17 protein-coding genes and 1 pseudogene are annotated in these 17304 nt (G+C 74.7%); 4 read left to right on the top strand and 14 right to left on the bottom strand.

Annotated elements, in window-relative coordinates:
* Positions 1-97 precede the first annotated feature (97 nt).
* The 3 genes from ACFVHB_RS07715 to ACFVHB_RS07705 form a co-directional block, all read right to left on the bottom strand.
* Positions 98-1543 carry a hypothetical protein gene (locus tag ACFVHB_RS07715; protein WP_380316691.1) on the bottom strand — a complete coding sequence of 482 codons (1446 nt, stop codon included), beginning with the start codon at positions 1541-1543 and terminating at the stop codon, positions 98-100.
* Between the two features lie 43 nt (positions 1544-1586).
* Positions 1587-2033: a hypothetical protein gene (locus ACFVHB_RS07710; RefSeq protein WP_380316688.1), complete on the bottom strand. Its 447-nt coding sequence runs from the start codon at positions 2031-2033 to the stop codon at positions 1587-1589.
* A 130-nt stretch (positions 2034-2163) separates the two neighbouring features.
* Positions 2164-2874: an endonuclease V gene (locus ACFVHB_RS07705; RefSeq protein WP_380316685.1), complete on the bottom strand. Its 711-nt coding sequence runs from the start codon at positions 2872-2874 to the stop codon at positions 2164-2166.
* 260 nt (positions 2875-3134) lie between these two features.
* Between ACFVHB_RS07705 and ACFVHB_RS07700 the strand changes: the two genes are divergently transcribed.
* Positions 3135-3419, top strand: a complete 285-nt coding sequence (locus tag ACFVHB_RS07700) for a hypothetical protein (RefSeq protein ID WP_380316682.1) — start codon at positions 3135-3137, stop codon at positions 3417-3419.
* A gap of 64 nt (positions 3420-3483) precedes the next feature.
* Here ACFVHB_RS07700 and ACFVHB_RS07695 read toward each other — a convergent pair whose 3' ends face one another.
* Complete coding sequence (locus ACFVHB_RS07695; protein ID WP_380316679.1) at positions 3484-4224, bottom strand: RDD family protein; 741 nt, start codon at positions 4222-4224, stop codon at positions 3484-3486.
* A 102-nt stretch (positions 4225-4326) separates the two neighbouring features.
* Positions 4327-5913, bottom strand: coding sequence for an RDD family protein (locus tag ACFVHB_RS07690; protein WP_380316676.1), 1587 nt, complete (start codon positions 5911-5913; stop codon positions 4327-4329).
* Between the two features lie 469 nt (positions 5914-6382).
* On the opposite strand from ACFVHB_RS07690, the gene ACFVHB_RS07685 reads away from it, so the two are divergent.
* Entirely contained in the window at positions 6383-6799 is a 417-nt protein-coding gene (locus ACFVHB_RS07685) for an SsgA family sporulation/cell division regulator (RefSeq protein ID WP_376161675.1), read from the top strand.
* 116 nt (positions 6800-6915) lie between these two features.
* Here ACFVHB_RS07685 and ACFVHB_RS07680 read toward each other — a convergent pair whose 3' ends face one another.
* The 4 genes from ACFVHB_RS07680 to ACFVHB_RS07665 all read right to left on the bottom strand — a co-directional run bounded on the left by ACFVHB_RS07680 (position 6916) and on the right by ACFVHB_RS07665 (position 12499).
* On the bottom strand, positions 6916-8319 hold the full coding sequence (locus tag ACFVHB_RS07680; RefSeq protein ID WP_380316673.1) for a glycosyltransferase 87 family protein: 1404 nt from the start codon (positions 8317-8319) through the stop codon (positions 6916-6918).
* Positions 8320-8494: 175 nt separating this feature from the next.
* On the bottom strand, positions 8495-10087 hold the full coding sequence (locus tag ACFVHB_RS07675; RefSeq protein ID WP_380316670.1) for a cellulose binding domain-containing protein: 1593 nt from the start codon (positions 10085-10087) through the stop codon (positions 8495-8497).
* A gap of 241 nt (positions 10088-10328) precedes the next feature.
* On the bottom strand, positions 10329-11768 hold the full coding sequence (locus ACFVHB_RS07670; protein WP_380316912.1) for a sensor histidine kinase: 1440 nt from the start codon (positions 11766-11768) through the stop codon (positions 10329-10331).
* A 17-nt stretch (positions 11769-11785) separates the two neighbouring features.
* Positions 11786-12499 (bottom strand): response regulator transcription factor, encoded by a 714-nt coding sequence (locus tag ACFVHB_RS07665; RefSeq protein ID WP_380316668.1) that lies wholly within the window; start codon positions 12497-12499, stop codon positions 11786-11788.
* 202 nt (positions 12500-12701) lie between these two features.
* On the opposite strand from ACFVHB_RS07665, the gene ACFVHB_RS07660 reads away from it, so the two are divergent.
* Complete coding sequence (locus tag ACFVHB_RS07660) at positions 12702-13238, top strand: hypothetical protein (RefSeq protein ID WP_380316666.1); 537 nt, start codon at positions 12702-12704, stop codon at positions 13236-13238.
* A gap of 41 nt (positions 13239-13279) precedes the next feature.
* Here the strand turns inward: ACFVHB_RS07660 and ACFVHB_RS07655 are convergent.
* Positions 13280-13726 (bottom strand): annotated as a pseudogene (locus tag ACFVHB_RS07655) (VOC family protein); the annotation flags it as partial.
* A gap of 294 nt (positions 13727-14020) precedes the next feature.
* Between ACFVHB_RS07655 and ACFVHB_RS07650 the strand changes: the two are divergent.
* Complete coding sequence (locus tag ACFVHB_RS07650) at positions 14021-14566, top strand: Lrp/AsnC family transcriptional regulator (protein WP_380316664.1); 546 nt, start codon at positions 14021-14023, stop codon at positions 14564-14566.
* A gap of 22 nt (positions 14567-14588) precedes the next feature.
* Here the strand turns inward: ACFVHB_RS07650 and ACFVHB_RS07645 are convergent, their stop codons facing one another.
* The 4 genes from ACFVHB_RS07645 to ACFVHB_RS07630 form a co-directional block, all read right to left on the bottom strand.
* Positions 14589-15395 carry a S16 family serine protease gene (locus ACFVHB_RS07645; protein WP_380316662.1) on the bottom strand — a complete coding sequence of 269 codons (807 nt, stop codon included), beginning with the start codon at positions 15393-15395 and terminating at the stop codon, positions 14589-14591.
* A gap of 37 nt (positions 15396-15432) precedes the next feature.
* The gene (locus ACFVHB_RS07640; protein ID WP_380316659.1) at positions 15433-16083 is read right to left on the bottom strand and encodes an IclR family transcriptional regulator; all 651 of its coding nucleotides are present in this window, start codon (positions 16081-16083) and stop codon (positions 15433-15435) included.
* Positions 16084-16468: 385 nt separating this feature from the next.
* Positions 16469-16927, bottom strand: coding sequence for a DUF2752 domain-containing protein (locus ACFVHB_RS07635; RefSeq protein ID WP_380316656.1), 459 nt, complete (start codon positions 16925-16927; stop codon positions 16469-16471).
* A 2-nt stretch (positions 16928-16929) separates the two neighbouring features.
* The gene (locus tag ACFVHB_RS07630) at positions 16930-17175 is read right to left on the bottom strand and encodes a TM2 domain-containing protein (RefSeq protein WP_380316653.1); all 246 of its coding nucleotides are present in this window, start codon (positions 17173-17175) and stop codon (positions 16930-16932) included.
* Positions 17176-17304 lie beyond the last annotated feature (129 nt).

The raw sequence follows: 17304 nt of genomic DNA, 5'->3' as shown, positions 1-17304 counted from the left end.
CGCTCGTCAAGCCTGATCACCTCACCCAGCGAAGCGTCCCGCAAGTCACCGACCTACGGGACGACCGATCGTCTGTCTGCCCTCCAGAGGGCTGGAATCATTCCACCACGTTCGGGTTCGTCGGCTTGTCCGACGCCCACGCCTCCTCGTCCTCGACGAGGTAATCCGGACGCTTTCCGCGCTCCTCCTCGTCCTTCTTTCGCCGCTGGGCGTCGGTGAGAGGCATCGCGGGGCCGATGCCGCCGGCACCGCTCGGAGCGAACTCTCCTCTGATCCGGCCCCGGGCCCCGATTCCCGAACCGCCCTCGGTGAAAGCGTGCTTCGCGCCGGAACCGCCGCCCGCTCGACCGCCGCCCCCTCCGATGACGCCCCCGTTCCGTCCTGGAAGACCGCCCCCAGAGCGAGCCCCGGCAGCAGTGGGCCGACCACCGGTACCGAACCCGCCCTGGAACGCTTCGCCCACACCGAACGCCTTACCGCCGCGAGCGGCGGCTTGGCCGGGAGTAGCCGTCGTACGGCCAAAGGCGTCCTTGGTCTGCGGCCCGCCCTTGACCTGGCTGTTGCCCGGCACGCCCACGATCGGCCCACTATTGGTGGCGGGGCCGGGACCACCACCGTTGCCGCCCGTTGTGGGTCCAACGGGCGCGCCGGTGTTGGTGCTCGGGCTGGTGGGATTGGTGGAGAGTGTGTTGGTCCCGGACGTACTGGGCAACGTGATCGTCGTCGGACCGTCCGCCCCGGCACCAGGACCGTAGTTCTTGACCGACGGCAACTTGGGAGCCGGCTGCGCCGTACCGCCCTTGACACCTGAATCGGTCGGTGGCGGCGCCGCCTTCGTGTTTGCCGGCTTCGGCATTCCCTGGTCGGTGGTCCTCGACGCCCGCGGTGAGGGGCTGCTGGTGGTAGCCGACACCGTTCCAGGATTGGTGTAGCCGATACCGGCCATGACGGCGCTCAGAGCCGGTGCGCCTGCGGACGGATCGGAAGGAGCCACAGTGACATCGTGGACATCGTCGCCGCGGTAGTAGGCCGGCGGGGGCTTCAGGATGGGGGCGGCTACGCGGTAGTGCATCGCGAGGGTCTGCATCACCGCGGCCGCTTCGGCCTTCTTCTGGTCGGCGACCGCCGTCTTGGTGTCCTCGTCGTCGCCGCCGAAGAGGGCGGAGACGGTGTCGCCGACGCCGTCGGTGAACTGGTCCCAGCCGTTGGGCTCTTCGGGCATGTCGCGCTTGGCCTTGGAGATGGCCTCGGAGAGCGCCTTGAGGGTGTTGGCCGCGTCGTTGGCGTAGGAGGCCGTGTTGTTGATGGTGGCGGCGAGTTGGAGCATGCGGCTGTGGAAGGCGTCGCTGGTGCTGCCCTCCCAGGTGACGGCGGCCTCGGTGCTGGCGCGGGTGAGGGTGGCGCGGATGGCCTTGAGGGTGTCGGCGGCGCGGCGCCAGGGGTCGCTGGCGGCCATCACCTCGCCGGGGTTGAGGGCCTGGGCCATCTTGCGGAGTTCGGCGTGGCTGTAGTCGTTGAACTTGGTGTAGCCCGACCCGCTCATCGGTGGCCCTCTCCGTTCTTCCGGGACTGCTGTTGTGGGGTGCTCATCGCTCGGACTTCCCGCCGGAGTGCTTGGCCGGGGCGACGGTCTGGGCGTAGGCGGCCGCGCTGGTGGCGGAGGGGTTGGCGACCGACCAGCCGTCGTCGCCGAGCTTGAACTTGCCCACGGTGTGGCGTTCCTGCTCCTCGTAGTTGGTCGCGGTGAGTTCGGCCTTCTTCTGGGCCTCGTCGACGGCGTCCTGGAGCTGGTTGAGGACGTCGCGCAGGCCGTCCCGCATGGTCTGGTACCGGTTGTGGACCTCGGTGGCCTCGGCGAAGGTGCCGAAGGCGTTCTGGCCGACGCCGCTCTGGCCGTGCGCCTTCGTGCCGTCGGCGTGGTGCTGGAACTCCGCGAGGAGTCCGCGGACCTGGGCGGCGAAGGCCCGTAGCTGCTCGACCTCGACGCGGTAGCCGCCGCCGGCCGGTCCGGTCCCTGTCGTCCCCGTTGCCACTTTCCGGCGCCTCCCCCGTGCGTCCGTTTCTGGGCCGTCCCGCGGACGGCTTCCGGAAGACTCATGTCTAACACATGCCCCGCGCCCGGAGAACGGCGCGCGGGACGAACCGCCGGGGCCTGCCGGGCCGTCAGTTCGCGGACGTGCCCTCCTGCAGGGCGGCGAGGGTGCGGCGGCAGAGCGCGTCGGCGTGCCGGGTGGTTTCGGGGAGGCGGTACGCGCGGGCGAGGGCCAGGGTGGTGTCGACGGCTTCGGCGAGGCCGATGCGGTGGCCGACGGAGACGAACACCGGTTTGACGCCGGCCCGGGTGCGGACGGCGCGTCCGACCTCCTCTCCGGTGGCCGGGTCGGTGAGCGGGGTCCAGGAGCCGCGGGGGGCGTCGGGGTCGCGGTGGTCGAAGGTGAACGGGGTCTTGGCGACGCCGATGGTCCGCAGGCCGGTGAGGACGCCGAGGTGGCTGGCGAGGCCGAGGCGGCGCGGGTGGGCGAGGCCGTAGCCGTCGCAGACGACGGTGCCGGGGGTGTGGGTGAGCCGGTCGAGGGCGTGCAGGACGGTGGGGAGTTCGCGGAACGCGAGCAGGCCGGGGACGTAGGGGAAGGCGATCCGGTCGACGGCGGTGGTCTGTTCGACGACGGCCAGGCTGCCGAGGTCGAGCACCACGGCGGCGGCGACCACGAGGTCCCGTTCGTCGTCGTACGCGACGTCGACGCCGGCGATCAGGTGGTCGTGGGGGCCGCCGGCGGTGGCGGGGCCGGGCCCGTGCGGGCGGACGAGCGGGCGCAGCCGTTCCTGTTCGGCGATCGCCTCGGTCTCGGTGGTGGGCCAGTCGGCGACGGGCACGGCGTTCCCCCTGGTGCGTGGACGGTTCGGTCCCGTTCACCGTACCGAGCGGGGCGTGGCGGGATCGGCCGGGGCGTGGCGGGACCGGCCGGGGCGTGACCGGTCCGGCGGGGGCGGACGACCCCGTGGTGAGTCCGTGCGCCCCCCGTGCCCCGGATCCGGCGGATTAGGCTGGACTTACCGAACTCCCGTGCCGGGTAGGAGCGTTCCGCACCGGCACCACCGCCCGCCCGTTCCCCGACGTGCGAAGGACCGACGCCATGCCGCGCCCGACCACCCCCCAGATCTGCCTCGGCACCTTCACCGTCGTCGCCTCAACCGTGGCGCTGCTGGCCGTCTCGGGCGCCGCGGGCGTCCTGGAGGTCGCGGTGGTGGTGGGCTTCGCGCTCGCGCTCGGCACGCTGGTGACGCTCGTGACCCTGCTGTCGGTGCCGACCGTTCCCGCGCCGGAGGCCACGCCCACCACGGCACCGGCCGTGGCCTCCGCCTCGCCTGCCGCTACTGCTGCTGCCGCCGCTGGACAGGAATACGCCCGGCAGCACTGAGGCACCACCGGGCGGTACCGGGTCGGCGGCCGGCGGCGGCCGGCGGCGGTTGTCCACGGACGGGTCAGGTCGTGGTGACCACCACGGTCTTCGCGGCCTTGTCGTGGACGCACTGGCGGTACGGCTTGTCGAAGACGCCGAACAGGCCGTCGATCACCCACCAGAGCGCGGCGCAGCAGATCACCGCGGGGAGGATGAAGACGGCCGACCTGGTCCAGGCGGCGGACTGCGTCGGCACGTTGCCGTCGATCAGCATGGCCGCCCGGATCTTCATCGCCTTCTTGCCGAGGGTCTGACCGTCCCGGCTGAGCATCACGCCGTCGTAGATCAGCCACAGCGCGCAGGCGAGCCAGAACGCGCCGGCCGAGCCGGAGCGGTCGCTGAGGCTGGCGAAGGGCAGCACCACGAGGAGCGCCACGGCCTGCACCAGCACGTAGTCGATCAGTCGCGCGAGGATCCGGTTCGGCCAGCTGCCGAGGGGCGGCATGCCGGGCACGGGGCCGGTGCCCGGAGCGCCGTAGCCGGTGGGGCCGTAGCCGGGCGGCGGCTTGTCGTACGGCGACTGGCCGTAGGGGCTCTGCCCGTACGGCGAACCGCCGGGGGTGCCGCCGTAGTCGCCGCCGTACGCGCCGGGGCGGTCGTAGGGGCTGCCGGAGGGCGGCGGGGTGGAGCCGGGCGGCGGGGTCCCGGACGGGTCCGACGGCGCACCTTCGGGCGTGCCGCCGCCCGGCTGCGGGGGCTGCTTGTCGAAGGAGGGCTGACCGCCCCCCTCCGGCTCGGGGCCTGAGGGGTTGTAGGAGCTCATGCCCCCGAGTAGACCATCACACATTCACCGAACTTCGGATATTTAGTCCGTTTTGCCTGGTTGCCTTGTCGCCGCTGCGCCCGTCGCCCCGGGTGCCGACGGTCAGGACCGGACCACCCGGGTACGGGCCGCGCGGTCGTGCCAGCCGCGCCGGGCGGGGCGGTCGAACAGGGGCCAGACCAGGCCCAGCAGCAGGACCGCGGAGACGTTCCTGACCAGCCATCGGCAGAGCGAGCGGCCGAAGCTCAGCCGGGTCCGGGCGGCCCCGGGAGCCGCGGCGACCACCCGGATCCGGGCCAGCCGCTTGCCGAAGGTCTGGCCGGTGCGAGCGGTCGGGAGGACTTCGTAGAGCAGGCCGACGAAGGCGAGGATGCCGAGCAGGACGGCGACCTTGCCCACCACCACGCCGTCGACCAGCCAGACGTCGACCTGGCGGCGGGTGAGCGAGCTGGCCATCCGGGCCTGGTCGAGCTTGCGCTGGATGTGGGTCAGCACGGAGTTGCCGAGCGGGACGGCGGCGGCGGTGGCGGCCACGGCCAGCACGACGGTGTCCACCAGCCGGGCGACCAGCCGCCGCCCCAGGCCGGCCGGGGCGGGAGCGGCGACCCGGCGACGCGCGGCCGGGCGCGGCGTGGGCACGGCGGCGGGGCCGGGGCCGGGGGTACGGGCCGCCGAGCGCACCACGGCAGGCGCCGCCGGTACCCCGGATGCCGCCGGCGCCACGGACGCGGTCGCGGACGCGGACGCGGACGCGGACACCGGCACGGGCTGGGGCTCGGAGGCGGCCACGGACACCGGAACCGGAGCCGGCACGACGGCCCGCACGCCGGCCACCGGCGCCGCGGCGGGCTCCACCCGCTCGGCGGCCGCCCGCTCGACCACCGACGGCTCGACGGTGGTCGGCCCGACCGCCTCGGGTTCCCTCACCACGGCCGCGTCCGTACCCGCACCCGCACGACGCGCACCCACACCCGCACCCGCACCCGCACCCGCACCCGCACCCGCCGGGGACGCCACGGACGGCCTCGGCGACGGCTCCGCCCCGGGCAGCACTCCCCAGGAGACCCAACGGGGAGCGCCGCCCGTCTCCATCAGCCCCCGCTGCGCCCGGGGGTCGGCCTGCCAGCCCGGCGGTTCCTCACCCACCGTGCCGGGCTCCGGCGTGTCGGCCCCCACGGCGGCGGCCCCGGCCGTGTGGAACACCGGCCCGCCCGTCAGCTGCGGCCCGAAGCTGAACGACGCCCCGCCCGACGTCTGGTCCAGGTACACCGGCCCGGTCTCCCCGGTCGACGTCTCCGGAGCCCGCGCCGGCCGCAACTCCGGAACCGCGGCCGAAACCGCCCCGCCCGCCGCCGGGTCGTCGGCCGACAGCGCGACCGGCCCCGCGACCGCCTCCGCGACCACCTCCGGCGCCGGAGCCGCGACCGCCTCCACCTCCGGCACCACCGGCGGCGGCACGAACCGCGCCCCGACCCCCGCACCCACGCCGGCCGCCGCGCCACTGCGGCGGGACACGAACCGGGGCGGCTCCAGCACCTCGCCCTCGGCGGGCGCGGGCCGGCTGGTCCCGGGCACCCACGCCGTACCGCCCCAGTAGCGGACGAAGCCGGGCACCGAGGGGTCGGGGTAGTAGCCCGGAGTGGGGCCGACGGCCGTCTCCTCGCCGCCGGCGAAGGGCCGGTCCGTCATGGGGGTCTTCTTTCCTCGCAGGGCCGATGCGGCGCGCCCGGCGAGCGGTTCGCGCGACAACGGCTCGGGCGACCCGGGTGGCTTCGACGTCGGCGCGCGCGAGGGTACCGCCGGATGGGCGGACAGTCGCCGGGCAGTCACAAAGGGTAGTACCTCGGAAGCCCGGTGGTTGGAACTTGGCCAATCACCGGACAGCCCGGGCCCACCCGGGGTAAGGACAGGGGCGCGAAGTGCCTCTCCGCACTCCCCACCCCACCGCCTTCACACCCCCTCCCCGGGGACCCCCGCGCCCGCACCCGCGTCCGCGGTACTCGCGAGAAGTCGGAGAAATTCCCGGAAACGCGTGTAAGAGCGCCCGCGACCCGCACTCTCCAAGGTCACAGGGCCCGAAACCGGGCACGAACCGCAGGCGCACCGCACGCACACCGCGGGCGCACCGCAGACGCACCGCAAGCAGAGAGGAACGATCATGGAGCGACCGACGAGCGTGGTCGAGCACGAACTGGAGCTCAACCTGGTGCTCTCCCCCGAGCACAGCGTCCCCGTCCCGGCCCGGCTGTCCTACGGCAGCCACGACCCGTACGCCGTGCACATCACCTTCCACCTGGACACCGGCTCGCCGGTCACCTGGGTGTTCGCCCGCGAGCTGCTGGTGGAGGGCACCTTCCGCCCGTGCGGGCAGGGCGACGTGCGGATCTGGCCGACCCGGTCGGGCCGGCGCAGCGTGCTCTGCATGGCGCTGAGCTCGCCGGCCGGGGACGCGCTGCTGGAGGCGCCGCTGCCCGCGGTGGCCGCCTGGCTGGAGCGGGCGCACCGGCTGGTGCCGCCGGGCAGCGAGATGGCCGCGCTGGACATGGACGGCTCGCTGGCCGAGCTGCTCGCGTGACGGACGGCACCCGGCAGGACCGCTCCCGAAGGCACCGCCGCCCGCCGGAGCGCCACCACCCACAGCAGCGCCGGCCCCGGGAACCGCACGGCCCCCGGCCGGGCGCCCCCGACGACTCAGCGGGCCGCGGGGGCCTGCTGACGGTCGTGCGCGGAGCCCTGGCGGTCGCTGCCCGTCCGCTGGCCCGGCAGCGGGACGAGCGGAGCGCCGGCGGAGCGCCGCCGCGCCCGCGTCCGTAGCGCGGCCGCCAGCAGGAAGCAGATCCCGACCAGGGGGTAGACGGAGGTCGGGATCTGGCGCAGCGGCCCCATGTGCAGGACCGCCGCGCCCTGCGGCTTGGCGGCCCACATGGCGAAGGAGAGGAAGGCGACCAGCGTGGCCCCGAAGGCGGCGCGCCAGCGCCGCTTGCGGACGGCGGCCGGGCGGGCCTGCTCGACCGCCGCCTCGCAGGCGAGCAGGGCGAGCACGGGGACGCACCACACCCAGTGGTGGGTCCAGCTGATCGGCGAGATGAGCACCGCGGTGACGGCGGCGCAGCAGACGCCCCACGCCTCGGCGCGCGGCAGCCAGCGGGAGCTGCCCGCGGCCCAGGCGGCGACGGCGAGGCCGGCCACCGCGACCAGGCCCGCGCCGAGGGTGGCGACGGTGCCGGGCTCGGCGGTGTGCAGCAGCCGGGCGAAGGCGCCGCGGACCGACTGGTTGTCGACGATCTGGGTCTTGCCGACCCGCGAGGAGTCGTAGAGGTACTTGGTCCAGAAGCCCCAGGTGGCGTCGGGCAGGACCAGCGCGCCGATCAGGAAGGTGCCGAGGAAGGTGAGGCCGGCCACGAAGGCGGCCCGGATCCGGCCGGTGATCAGCAGGTAGACGGCGAACAGGCCGGGGGTGAGCTTGATGCCAGCGGCGATGCCGATCGCGACGCCCTTGCTGCGGCGGCCGTCGGGGCGGGTGAGGTCCCAGAGGATGAGGCAGGCCAGCGCGAGGTTGATCTGGCCGTAGCGCAGCGTGGTGAAGACGGGTTCGAGCCAGACCCCGCCGCCGGTGACCAGGATCACGCCGAGCGGGCGCAGTTCCCGGCGCGGCCAGCCGACGAGCTTGAACGACAGGTGGGTGAGGAGTGCGAGCAGCCCGAGGTTGCCGAGCGTGATCACGATCCGCAGGAGCGGCACCGGGAACCAGGTCGTCGGCACGAACAGCATCGCGGCGAACGGCGGGTAGGTGGCGGGCAGGTTCCACTCGGTGACCCGCAGGCCGTAGAGGTCGTCGCCGTTGGCCACCGCAGCGCCCTCGGCCCGGTAGACGATCATGTCGACCATCGAGGTGTGGACGAAGTGCCGGACCACCGCGTAGACCACGAGGGACAGCAGTGCCACGGCGGAGACGGCCAGCAGGGGTCGGCGCGGGGCCTCGCGCAGGGCTCGCGCGGGAGCGCCGAGGGCGTCCTTGAGGCGGTCCGACAGGGGGGCGGGCGCGGGGTCGGGTGCGGTCCGCACCGGGCTGCGCTCGTCTTGCACCGCTGTCACTGTTCGCTCCGTCCACCGCTCGACCAACCAGCGACGATACCGGATGGCCGCCGGGCGGTCCCGAGCCCGGGCGATCACTGAGAGTAGCGAAACGCCCCGGCCGGCCGTGCTCCGTTGCGGGCGGAGCACGGCCGGCCGGGGTTCCGGGGAGGGTCGGGAGAGGCCCGGGACCGGCTCAGCCGGTATAGGCGCCGAGGGCCCGGGTGAAGTCCAGCGGCTGCTGGGCGATGCTGCTGCAGGTGGCGTCGGCGTAGGCCTTGGCGCCGCCCTCGCAGGCCTTGTCGCGGGTGCCGGACCACATCGCCAGCCAGGCCAGGTGCTTGGTCCTGGCGAAGTCGGCGAGCTGCTTGGCGTCGGCGACGGTGAAGATCTCGCTGGCCACGTCGTTGACGCCGATCATCGGGGTGACCGCGACCTTGCGCCAGGCGGCGGCGTCGTCCACGCCGAGCACGCTCTTCACCTGGGCCTGGGTGGCGGTGGCGGCGGCGATGGCGTACTTGCCCATCTGGCCCTGCGGGTTGGGGGCGACGCCGTCGCCGAAGTCCATCGCCATGATGTTCACGGCGCCGATCGCGACGCCGTTGTTCTTGGCGTCGGCGACAAGGTTGACGCCCTCCTGGGTCAGGCCGGAGGGCAGGGCGGGCAGGGTGAAGGAGACGTCCAGGGCCTTGCCCTTCGCGGCGGCGTTCTTCTGCAGTTGCGCGATGGCCTGGGCGCGGCGGGTGTTGGCCGCGGTGTTGCTGATCGCGCCGCCCTCGACGTCGAAGTCGACCTTGGTCAGGCCGAAGGCGTCGACGGTCCTCTGGTAGACCCCCGTGAGGTCGGCCACCGAGGAGCAGGCGAGGGCCAGTTCGCTGCCGTTGGCGCCGCCGAAGGAGACCCGGACGTCGCCGCCGACCGCGCGCAGCGCGCCGATCTGGGCGGCCACCGCGTCGGCGGAGAGTTCGCTGACGCTGCCCCACTTGGGGGTGCAGCCGCCGCCGGAGACGACGAAGGCGAGGTTGAAGTTCTTCACGCCGGTGGCCTTGGCGGTGGCGACGAGGTCGTACGGCGGGTAGAGGGAGGTGTCGACGTACGGGGCGAAGCCGGCGCCGGTGACCGGGGCGGGGGTGCCGGTCGCGGTCGCGGTGGGCGTGGGGGTGGCGGTCGCGGTGGGCGCCGGGGTGGTGGGCTTGGTCGTGGCGGTCGGGCTCGGCGGCGCCGTGGTGGGCTTGGCGGTCGCGGTCGCCGTCGCGGTGGGTGCCGTGGTCGCGGTCGGCGAGGCGGTGGGCGTGCCGGTCGGACGGCCCGAGGGGGTCGGCGGGGTGCCGTCGCCGGCCTTGCAGGAGACGTTGTTGATCAGGCAGTTGGCGGGCTCGGCCTGGGCGGCCGCACCGGTGCCCTGGGCGACGAAGCCGACCACCACGCTCTTGCCCGGCTCCAGGCGCTTGTTCCAGGACTCGGGCTTGACGGTGATGTGCCGGCCCTCGGCGCTGAAGGTGGCGTTCCAGAGCGAGTCGATCTTCGCCCCGGCCGGCAGGTCGAAGCTCAGCGTCCAGTTCTCGATCGCCTTGCCGTCCGGGTTGCTGACCAGGTACTGCCCGGTGTAGCCGGAGTCCCAGGTGCTGGTGCGGCTGTAGACGGCGCCGAGCGAGGCGGCGCTGGCCGAGGAGGCGAGGACGACGACGCCGCCGGCGACCAGCGCGGCGGCCACCGCCGAGGCTCCGAGGACGACGCCCTTGCGGCTGCGCCGGCGGCGCCCTGAACGGCGGTTGGGCTGGGTCGTCATGGTGCGGATACCTCCGGCGGGGTGGCGGGGGCCGGGGCCGCCACGGCCCGGCACGAGGTCCGTGGACCCGGTGCGGGCGGCGCGCCCGGGCTCGGTCGGGTGACCGGCGCGGACGACGCTAGTGGGGCCGGATGGCCGGAAACGCCCCCCTCAGCGAGGGGTACAACTCCCTTAGGGCCCGCTTAAGGAAGAGCCGCGGCTGAGGACCGCGGCGCGGGCCGCCGCGGCACGCCGCCGCCGTTCAGCGCTGGAACAGCGCGCTGCGGCTGCGCCGCCGGCTGGCCCGGGACGGGGCGCGGTCGGCCCGCGGCCGCAGCCGCAGCCGGATCTCCGCGCCGCCGAGCACGGCCGAGCGGCCGAGCGCGAGGTCACCGCCGGTGGCCTCGGCGAGCTTGCGGACGATGTCCAGGCCGAGGCCGGTGGAGCCGTCGCCGCCTTGGCCCTGGCCGCGCTGGAGGGCCGACTCCGGGTCGGTGAAGCCCGGCCCGGCGTCGCCGACCAGGACGATGACCGCGCTGTCGGTGACCAGCACGTCGACCGAGAAGGCGGTGCCGATGACGGTGTGCCGGAACACGTTGCCGAGCAGGGCGTCCACGGCGGCGGCCAGGTCGCCGCGCTGCACCGGCACCGGGGCCGGCCGGTCGGCCCCGGCCAGCTGCCAGCGGCGCCCCTCGTCCTCGGCGAGCGCGGACCAGAACCCGACCCGTTCCCGGATCACCTCGGCGGCGTCGCAGCCGACGGTGACGGCGGGCGCGTCCTCGGGGGCGCGGCGGGCCGAGCGGATGATCTGGTCGACCTCGCGCTCGAGTTGGGAGACGGCGTGCCGGGTGGCGTCGGCGGCGTCGCCCTCGCCGAGCGAGGCGGCGTTGAGCCGCAGCACGGTGAGCGGGGTGCGCAGCCGGTGCGACAGGTCGGCGGCCAACTCGCGTTCGGCGGCCAGCAGGTGGACGACGCGGTCGGCCATCGCGTTGAACGCCTGGCCGGCTTCGCGCAGTTCCTCGGGGCTGCCGGCGCTCTCCCGGCCGTCGACCGGCACCCGGACGGCGAGGTTGCCGGAGCCGAGCGAGCGGGCGGCGGCGGCCAGCCGGCGGGCGGAGGCGACGATCCGGGCGCCCATCCGGTCGGCGACCAGGACGGAGATGGCCACCAGCGCCAGCGCGACGGCCGACAGCACCAGCCAGGCGGTGGCGACGCCCCGGGTGAGGTCGCCGTCGGCGACGAACACCTCGACCACGGCGGTCCGGCCGGTGTCGACGGCGACCGGCTGGAGCAGGGCGTAGCCGCCGGGGACCTCGACGGTGAAGGAGCGGCCCTGGCCGCCGGCGGTGGCCACGTCGTCGGCCGGGGCGCGGGCCTCGCCGATGGTCACGCCGCCGTCCGGCCCGACCATCGCCGTCCCGGCGGACGTGCCGCCGGTCGCCGCGCCCGGTGCGGCCGGCAGCGGCAGGTGCACCGCCATCCGCCGCTGGGCGCCGGCGTCGGTGCTGGCCACGGCGCGGGCGATGGCGTCCTGGTCGGTGGTGATGGCGAGGGCCGGGCCGAGCGCCGCCGCCTGGCGCTCGGCCGCCGTGAACGAGCGGTCGCGGGCGGTCTGTTGGACCATCAGCCCGAGCGGGATGAGGAAGGCCAGCGCGACCATGGTGGTCCCGGCCACGGCCGCCTTGATGAGGGCCCAGCGCAGCGAGTGCCCGAACCGCCTCACGTCCGGTGCTCCGCGAGAGCGGGCCCGGGTCCGGCCGCCTCCAGCCGGACCCCGACGCCGCGCACGGTGTGCAGGTAGCGCGGGTTGGAGGCGGTCTCGCCGAGTTTGCGGCGCAGCCAGGAGAGGTGGACGTCGATGGTCTGGTCGCCGCCGTAAGTCTGGCGCCACACCTCGGCCAGGATCTCCTTGCGCGGCACCACCACTCCGGGGCGGGCGGCGAGGAAGGCCAGCAGGTCGAACTCACGCCGGGTCAGGTCGAGGGCGCGGCCGTCCAGGGAGGCCTCGCGGCGCTGGAGGTCGATGGCGAGTCCGCCGACCTTGAGCACCTGGGCGGCCGGTGCGGCGCCGCCGCCGAGCCGGCGCAGCACCGCGGCCATCCTCGCGCTGAGGTGTTCCCCGGAGAACGGTTTCACCAGGTAGTCGTCGGCGCCGTCGTTGAGCAGCCGGACGATCTCGGCCTCGTCGTCCCGGGCGGTGGAGATGATCACCGGCACGTTGGTCAGGCCGCGGATCATCTTCAGTGCCTCGCTGCCGTCCAGATCGGGCAGGCCGAGGTCGAGGATCACCAGGTCGCAGCCGACCTGGGCGACCTCGCGCAGCGCCTCAAGTGCCGTGCCCACACTGCGGACCGCGTGACCGGTGTCGGTCAGGTGCCGGATGAGGGCGGAGCGTACGAAGGGGTCGTCCTCGACCACGAGCACTGTTGCCATGGCCCTGCACGGTACGCCATCGGGATCCGCCGGTCCGTACCTCGGGTGGGTCCGGCGGCGGCCGCCGGGTCGCGCGCCACGGCGGCCGCCGGGCCGGGGGCGGACCGTTCCGGTGCGACCCTGGCGGCCGGTGCGACCTGCCCGCGGAACGGCAGGGGTGCCCGGGCGTCGGGGCTCCCGGGTACGGCAGGATGTGCGGACGATGCGGAACGGACTGGTACAGCTCGGCGCCTGGGCGGCGGCCACCGGGGCGGCGGTGGCGCTGTCCTGGTTCGGTGTGCACGCGGTGCTGACCGGAGCCGCGTTCGAGCAGCCCACGGCGCTGCCGCTGCCGTCGCCGGCCGCCACCGGGGCGTGGACGCCGACGCCCGCCGCACCGGCCCCGGCGCAGTCGGCGGCGCGGCCGGAGCCGCCCGCCCCGGCCTCCGCCACGGCCCCGGCGGCCACCCCGCACAGCGCGGCGCCGTCCAGTGCCCAGCCCTCCTCGCGCCGTCCGACGCCGACCGCCACCGCCACGTCCTCGGTCAGCAGTTACCCGGTTCCGGGCGGCAGGGTCGCCCTGGACCTGCGGGCCGACAGCGCCTCGCTGGTGTCCGCGACCCCGGACCCGGGCTGGCAGATGCAGGTGTGGAACGGTCCGCAGTGGCTGCGGGTGGACTTCACCAAGGGCAACCAGGCCAACTCGGTCTTCGTGACGTGGAACGGCCATCCGCCGACCGTGGAGACGGCGGTCCGCTGACCGGGCGCGGGAGCGGCCCCCGGTCACCAGCGCTCGAACGGCACGTACCCCGGCAGGTAGGGGCCGCGGTAGCGGGACCGGTCGACCAGGGTGTGCCGGGTGCCGCCGGGCACCCCGATCGCGGCCAGCACCACCGTCCCGTACCGGTCCCGCACCTCGTACGGCTCGGCGAGCGCCCCGGCGCCGCGGTCGACCGCGTAGTCGTACGCGTAGTGGACGTCCGGCACGGCCACCGCGAGGTCGACGACGCCGTCGCCGTGCCGGGCCAGGTGCCCGGCCAGCTCCCGGCCGCGCGGCCCGGTCACCTGGACCGGGGAGGTGAGCACGAACCTGGTCCCGGGCGCGTCCAGGACGTACGAGACGGTCTCCGGTTCGCCGGTCTCGGGGCCGGCGTAGGCGGTACAGCGCAGGCCGAGCGCGGTGGCGTAGCGGCGGGCCGCCCGCCGGGCGTCGCCGACCGCGAAGACCACCGCGTCGGCGCGCCCCATCGGGACGAGGTCGGGTTCCCCTCCCCCGGCCCGGAGGCCGGGAGCTGCCCCCGGGCCGGCGGTGAGCAGCGCGGGTTCGGCGGCGGTGTCGGTCATGACGGCCCTCCCGGTGGGCGTGCGGGACCACGGTTGTCCCGTGGGCCTGTGCGGCACGGCGCACGGGGTCGTGGCTGGAGGGTGGCGCCGGGGCGACCGTCGCGCAACTGTTCCGTTTCCTCCTGGTCAAGGTGTGCGCCGGGGCGGGAGAATCGGCCCCAGCGCTGTACAGAATGCCCACCGGAGGAGGAGCCCGCGATGCCCCCCGCCCACCCCCCGAGCGTCCCCGACTCCCCTGCCGGGCAAGGCCCTTCCGGCCCGGCGGGCGGCGGCAACGACGCGATCGACGCCCTGGACGGCCGGCTGATCCGGCTGCTCGCGGAGGAGCCGCGGATCGGTGTGCTGGAGTGTTCGCGCCGGCTGCAGGTGGCCCGCGGCACGGTGCAGGCGCGGCTGGACCGGCTCCAGGCCAAGGGGGTGATCGGCGGTTTCGGTCCGGAGGTGGATCCGGCGGCGCTGGGCTACCCGGTGACGGCCTTCGCCACGCTGGAGATCTCCCAGGGCCAGGGCAGCGACGTGCGGGCGCACCTGGCGGCGGTGCCGGAGGTGCTGGAGCTGCACACGATCACCGGGCGCGGGGACATGATGGTGCGGATCGTGGCCCGGTCCAACGCGGATCTGCAGCGGGTGATCGACCGGGTGGTCGGCTTCGACGGGATCGTCCGCTCCTCGACGGCGATCGCGCTGGAGAACCCGGTGCCGTACCGGATCCTGCCGCTGGTGGACCAGGCCGCCGCCGAGTAGCGCGGGAGCGCCGGTCGCCGGCTCAGCAGCTGGGGACGGCCCCGCCGGCGTGCAGCGCCTCCAGCGCGGCGACGGCCTCGCCCAGCGTGCCCACCGGGACGAGCCGCAGCCCCGCGGGCGTGTTCACCTTGGCGTCCGCGCACTCGTCCTTGGGCAGCAGGAACACCGTCGCCCCGTCCCGGGCGGCCGCCTGGGTCTTCAACGGCACCCCGCCGACCGGGCCGATCACGCCCTGGTCGTCGATGGTCCCGGTGCCCGCGATGTTCGTCCCGCCGGTGAGGTCGCCGCCCTTGCCGTCCCCGGCGAGCTTGTCGACGATGCCCAGCGCCAGCATCTGGCCGGCGCTCGGGCCGCCGATGTCGCCGAGGTCGACCTTCACCTTCACCTGGTCGGGCGAGAGGTGCAGGTAGGAGAGCGCGGCCATGGCGGCGCTGTTCTGCGACTCGGTCATCTGCCGGGCGGTCTCCTCCTCGGCCTTGGCCGGGTCGCCCGCCGGGTAGACCGTCTCGGTCGGCCGGATCGCCTCGTCCCGGTCGAACCAGGCCTGCATCGAGCGCCAGAAGGTGGTCCGCTCCCCGGCGTTGGTCGCCGAGATGGTGACCATCCGCAGCTGGCCCTGCGTGGTCCGCACCGGTGCGCCGGTGATGGTGAGCACCGGCTTGTCCTGGTAGCTGCCGAGGGTGTCCGCGGTGATGCCCGGCCAGGTCAGGGTGTACGGCAGCGGGACGAAGGCGGCCACGCCGAACAGCGAAGCGACGAGGACCCCGCACAGCGTGAGCGCGCGGGTCCGGGGAGCGGTCAGGGCCTTGGCAAGCTTGGTGTCGGACACAGGGGCATCCAAACACACCCGGGCCGCCGCCAAGGCACTACCGCAGGGCGTCGGCCACCTCGGTCGCGGCCTCCACGACCCGGGGGCCGACCCGCTCGGGGACCAGTCCGTTCAGCATCACCACGCCGACGCTGCCCTCGATGCCGCTCAGCCCGACCAGCGCGGCGGCCGCGCCGCACGCCCCGGACTGCTCCTCCGCGCGGGTGATGACGAAGCCCTGCTCCGGGCGGCGCTGGCTGGGGAAGCCGCGCGCCTCCAGGATCGCCCGGCCGGCGGCGCTCTCCCCCAGCGGGTGGCGCAGCCCGGTCCGGTAGGCGACGTGGAAGTCGGTCCAGCTGGGCTCGACCACCGCGACGGCCAGCGCCTCGTTGCCGTCCACCAGGGTGAGGTGGGCGGTCGCGCCGAGGTCCTCGGCCAGGCTGCGCAGGGCCGGCAGCGCCGCCTCGCGCAGCAGCGGGTGCACCCGGTGGGCCAGCCGCAGGACGCCGAGGCCGACCCGGGCCCGGCCGCCGATGTCCCGGCGGACCAGCCCGTGCTGCTCCAGGGTGGCCAGCAGCCGGTAGACGACCGTCCGGTTGACGGCGAGCCGGGCCGCCAGCTCGGTGACGGTGAGCCCGCGCTCGGAGTCGGCGAGGAGCTTGAGGACCCGGACGCCACGGTCCAGGGTCTGGGAGGTCTCTGCAGTCACGACGCGCAATTCCTTTCCGCGGCGGGTCGCGGAGCGGCGGCGCCGGTCCGGGACTCAGGTGTCGCGCGCAGGTGGGTGGCCGCGCTCGGGCCGCGGAGTGTCGTCCTTGACGCCCTGGCGGTCCTGCGGCGCCCGTCCCGCGGGGGTTTCCCAGCGGGGGAGCGTGTGGGAAAGGTAGTGAAGGAATTCTCGCGACGGAAGTACTTGTCCAAAATTCGGGCATGATCGTTTTCTCTGCACCCGACGAATACGGGCAAATTGCCACGTTTCACCGGTCACGGCAGAGTGCAAGTTCGAACACAGTCCGAAGTCCGGACAACCCGGTCGGAGGGGGGCGTTCCGCGACCGCCTCCGCACCCCGGTCCGCGCGGCGGGGCGTGGGCCGTCAGAGCAGGTTGCGCAGCACCGTCCAGGTCACCGCGACACCGAGCAGCACCGCGGTGCCGCGCCGCTCCAGCGGGGGCCGCCAGCTCCGCCCGGCGAGGCCGTGCCGCAGCCAGGTGAGGTAGAGCAGGGCGACCAGCGGCAGCGAGAGCAGCAGCGCCGCGTTGTCCTGCCAGGCCGCCGCGAGGTCGCCGTGCATCAGGTCGTACGTCATCCGGGTCCCGCCGCAGCCCGGACACTGCAGGCCGGTGACCTTACGGAACGGGCAGAACGGCAGCACCTGTCCGGGCAGGTGCGGGTTCCGCGACCACAGGTACGCGGCGCCGGCCAGACCGCCCACGGCCACCGCCACCGGTGGCAGGGCGGTGCGCAGCCGGGCCCGGAGCTCCGGCCGCGCGGGCACGGCGACGCCGCCCCGGCCGTGACGGCCGGGGCGGCGTTCCGCGAGGTGCTCGGGCAAGCTCAGCTGCGCAGCAGACGGCCCTGGGCGTCCGTACGGTCGTTGCTGGTCAGGAAGAGGATGCCGTCGATCAGCGCCCAGATGCCGAAGCCACCGCAGGTCAGCAGCTGGGCGATGCCCATGCCGATGTGACCGGTGTAGAAACGGCCGACGCCCAGGCCGCCGAGCAGGATCTGCAGGACGCCCGCGACGACCTTCGACTTGTCGGACAGCTCGGGCTGCTGCTGGGCGTAAGGGGGGTACGACACGTTCGGTGCGCTCCTTGTGACGACAGGCCCGGGTGCGACGTGGTTGTCGCGGCCTCGGGTCGGTGAGGTTGGCCGGCCGGATTCACCGGGACCGTGGCGACGCCCCGGAGGGGTCGGCGCACGGCTTTG

This window comes from Kitasatospora sp. NPDC127111 (genome assembly GCF_042677465.1).
GTDB lineage: Bacteria > Actinomycetota > Actinomycetes > Streptomycetales > Streptomycetaceae > Kitasatospora.
This window is presented reverse-complemented; position numbering and strand designations above follow the sequence as displayed.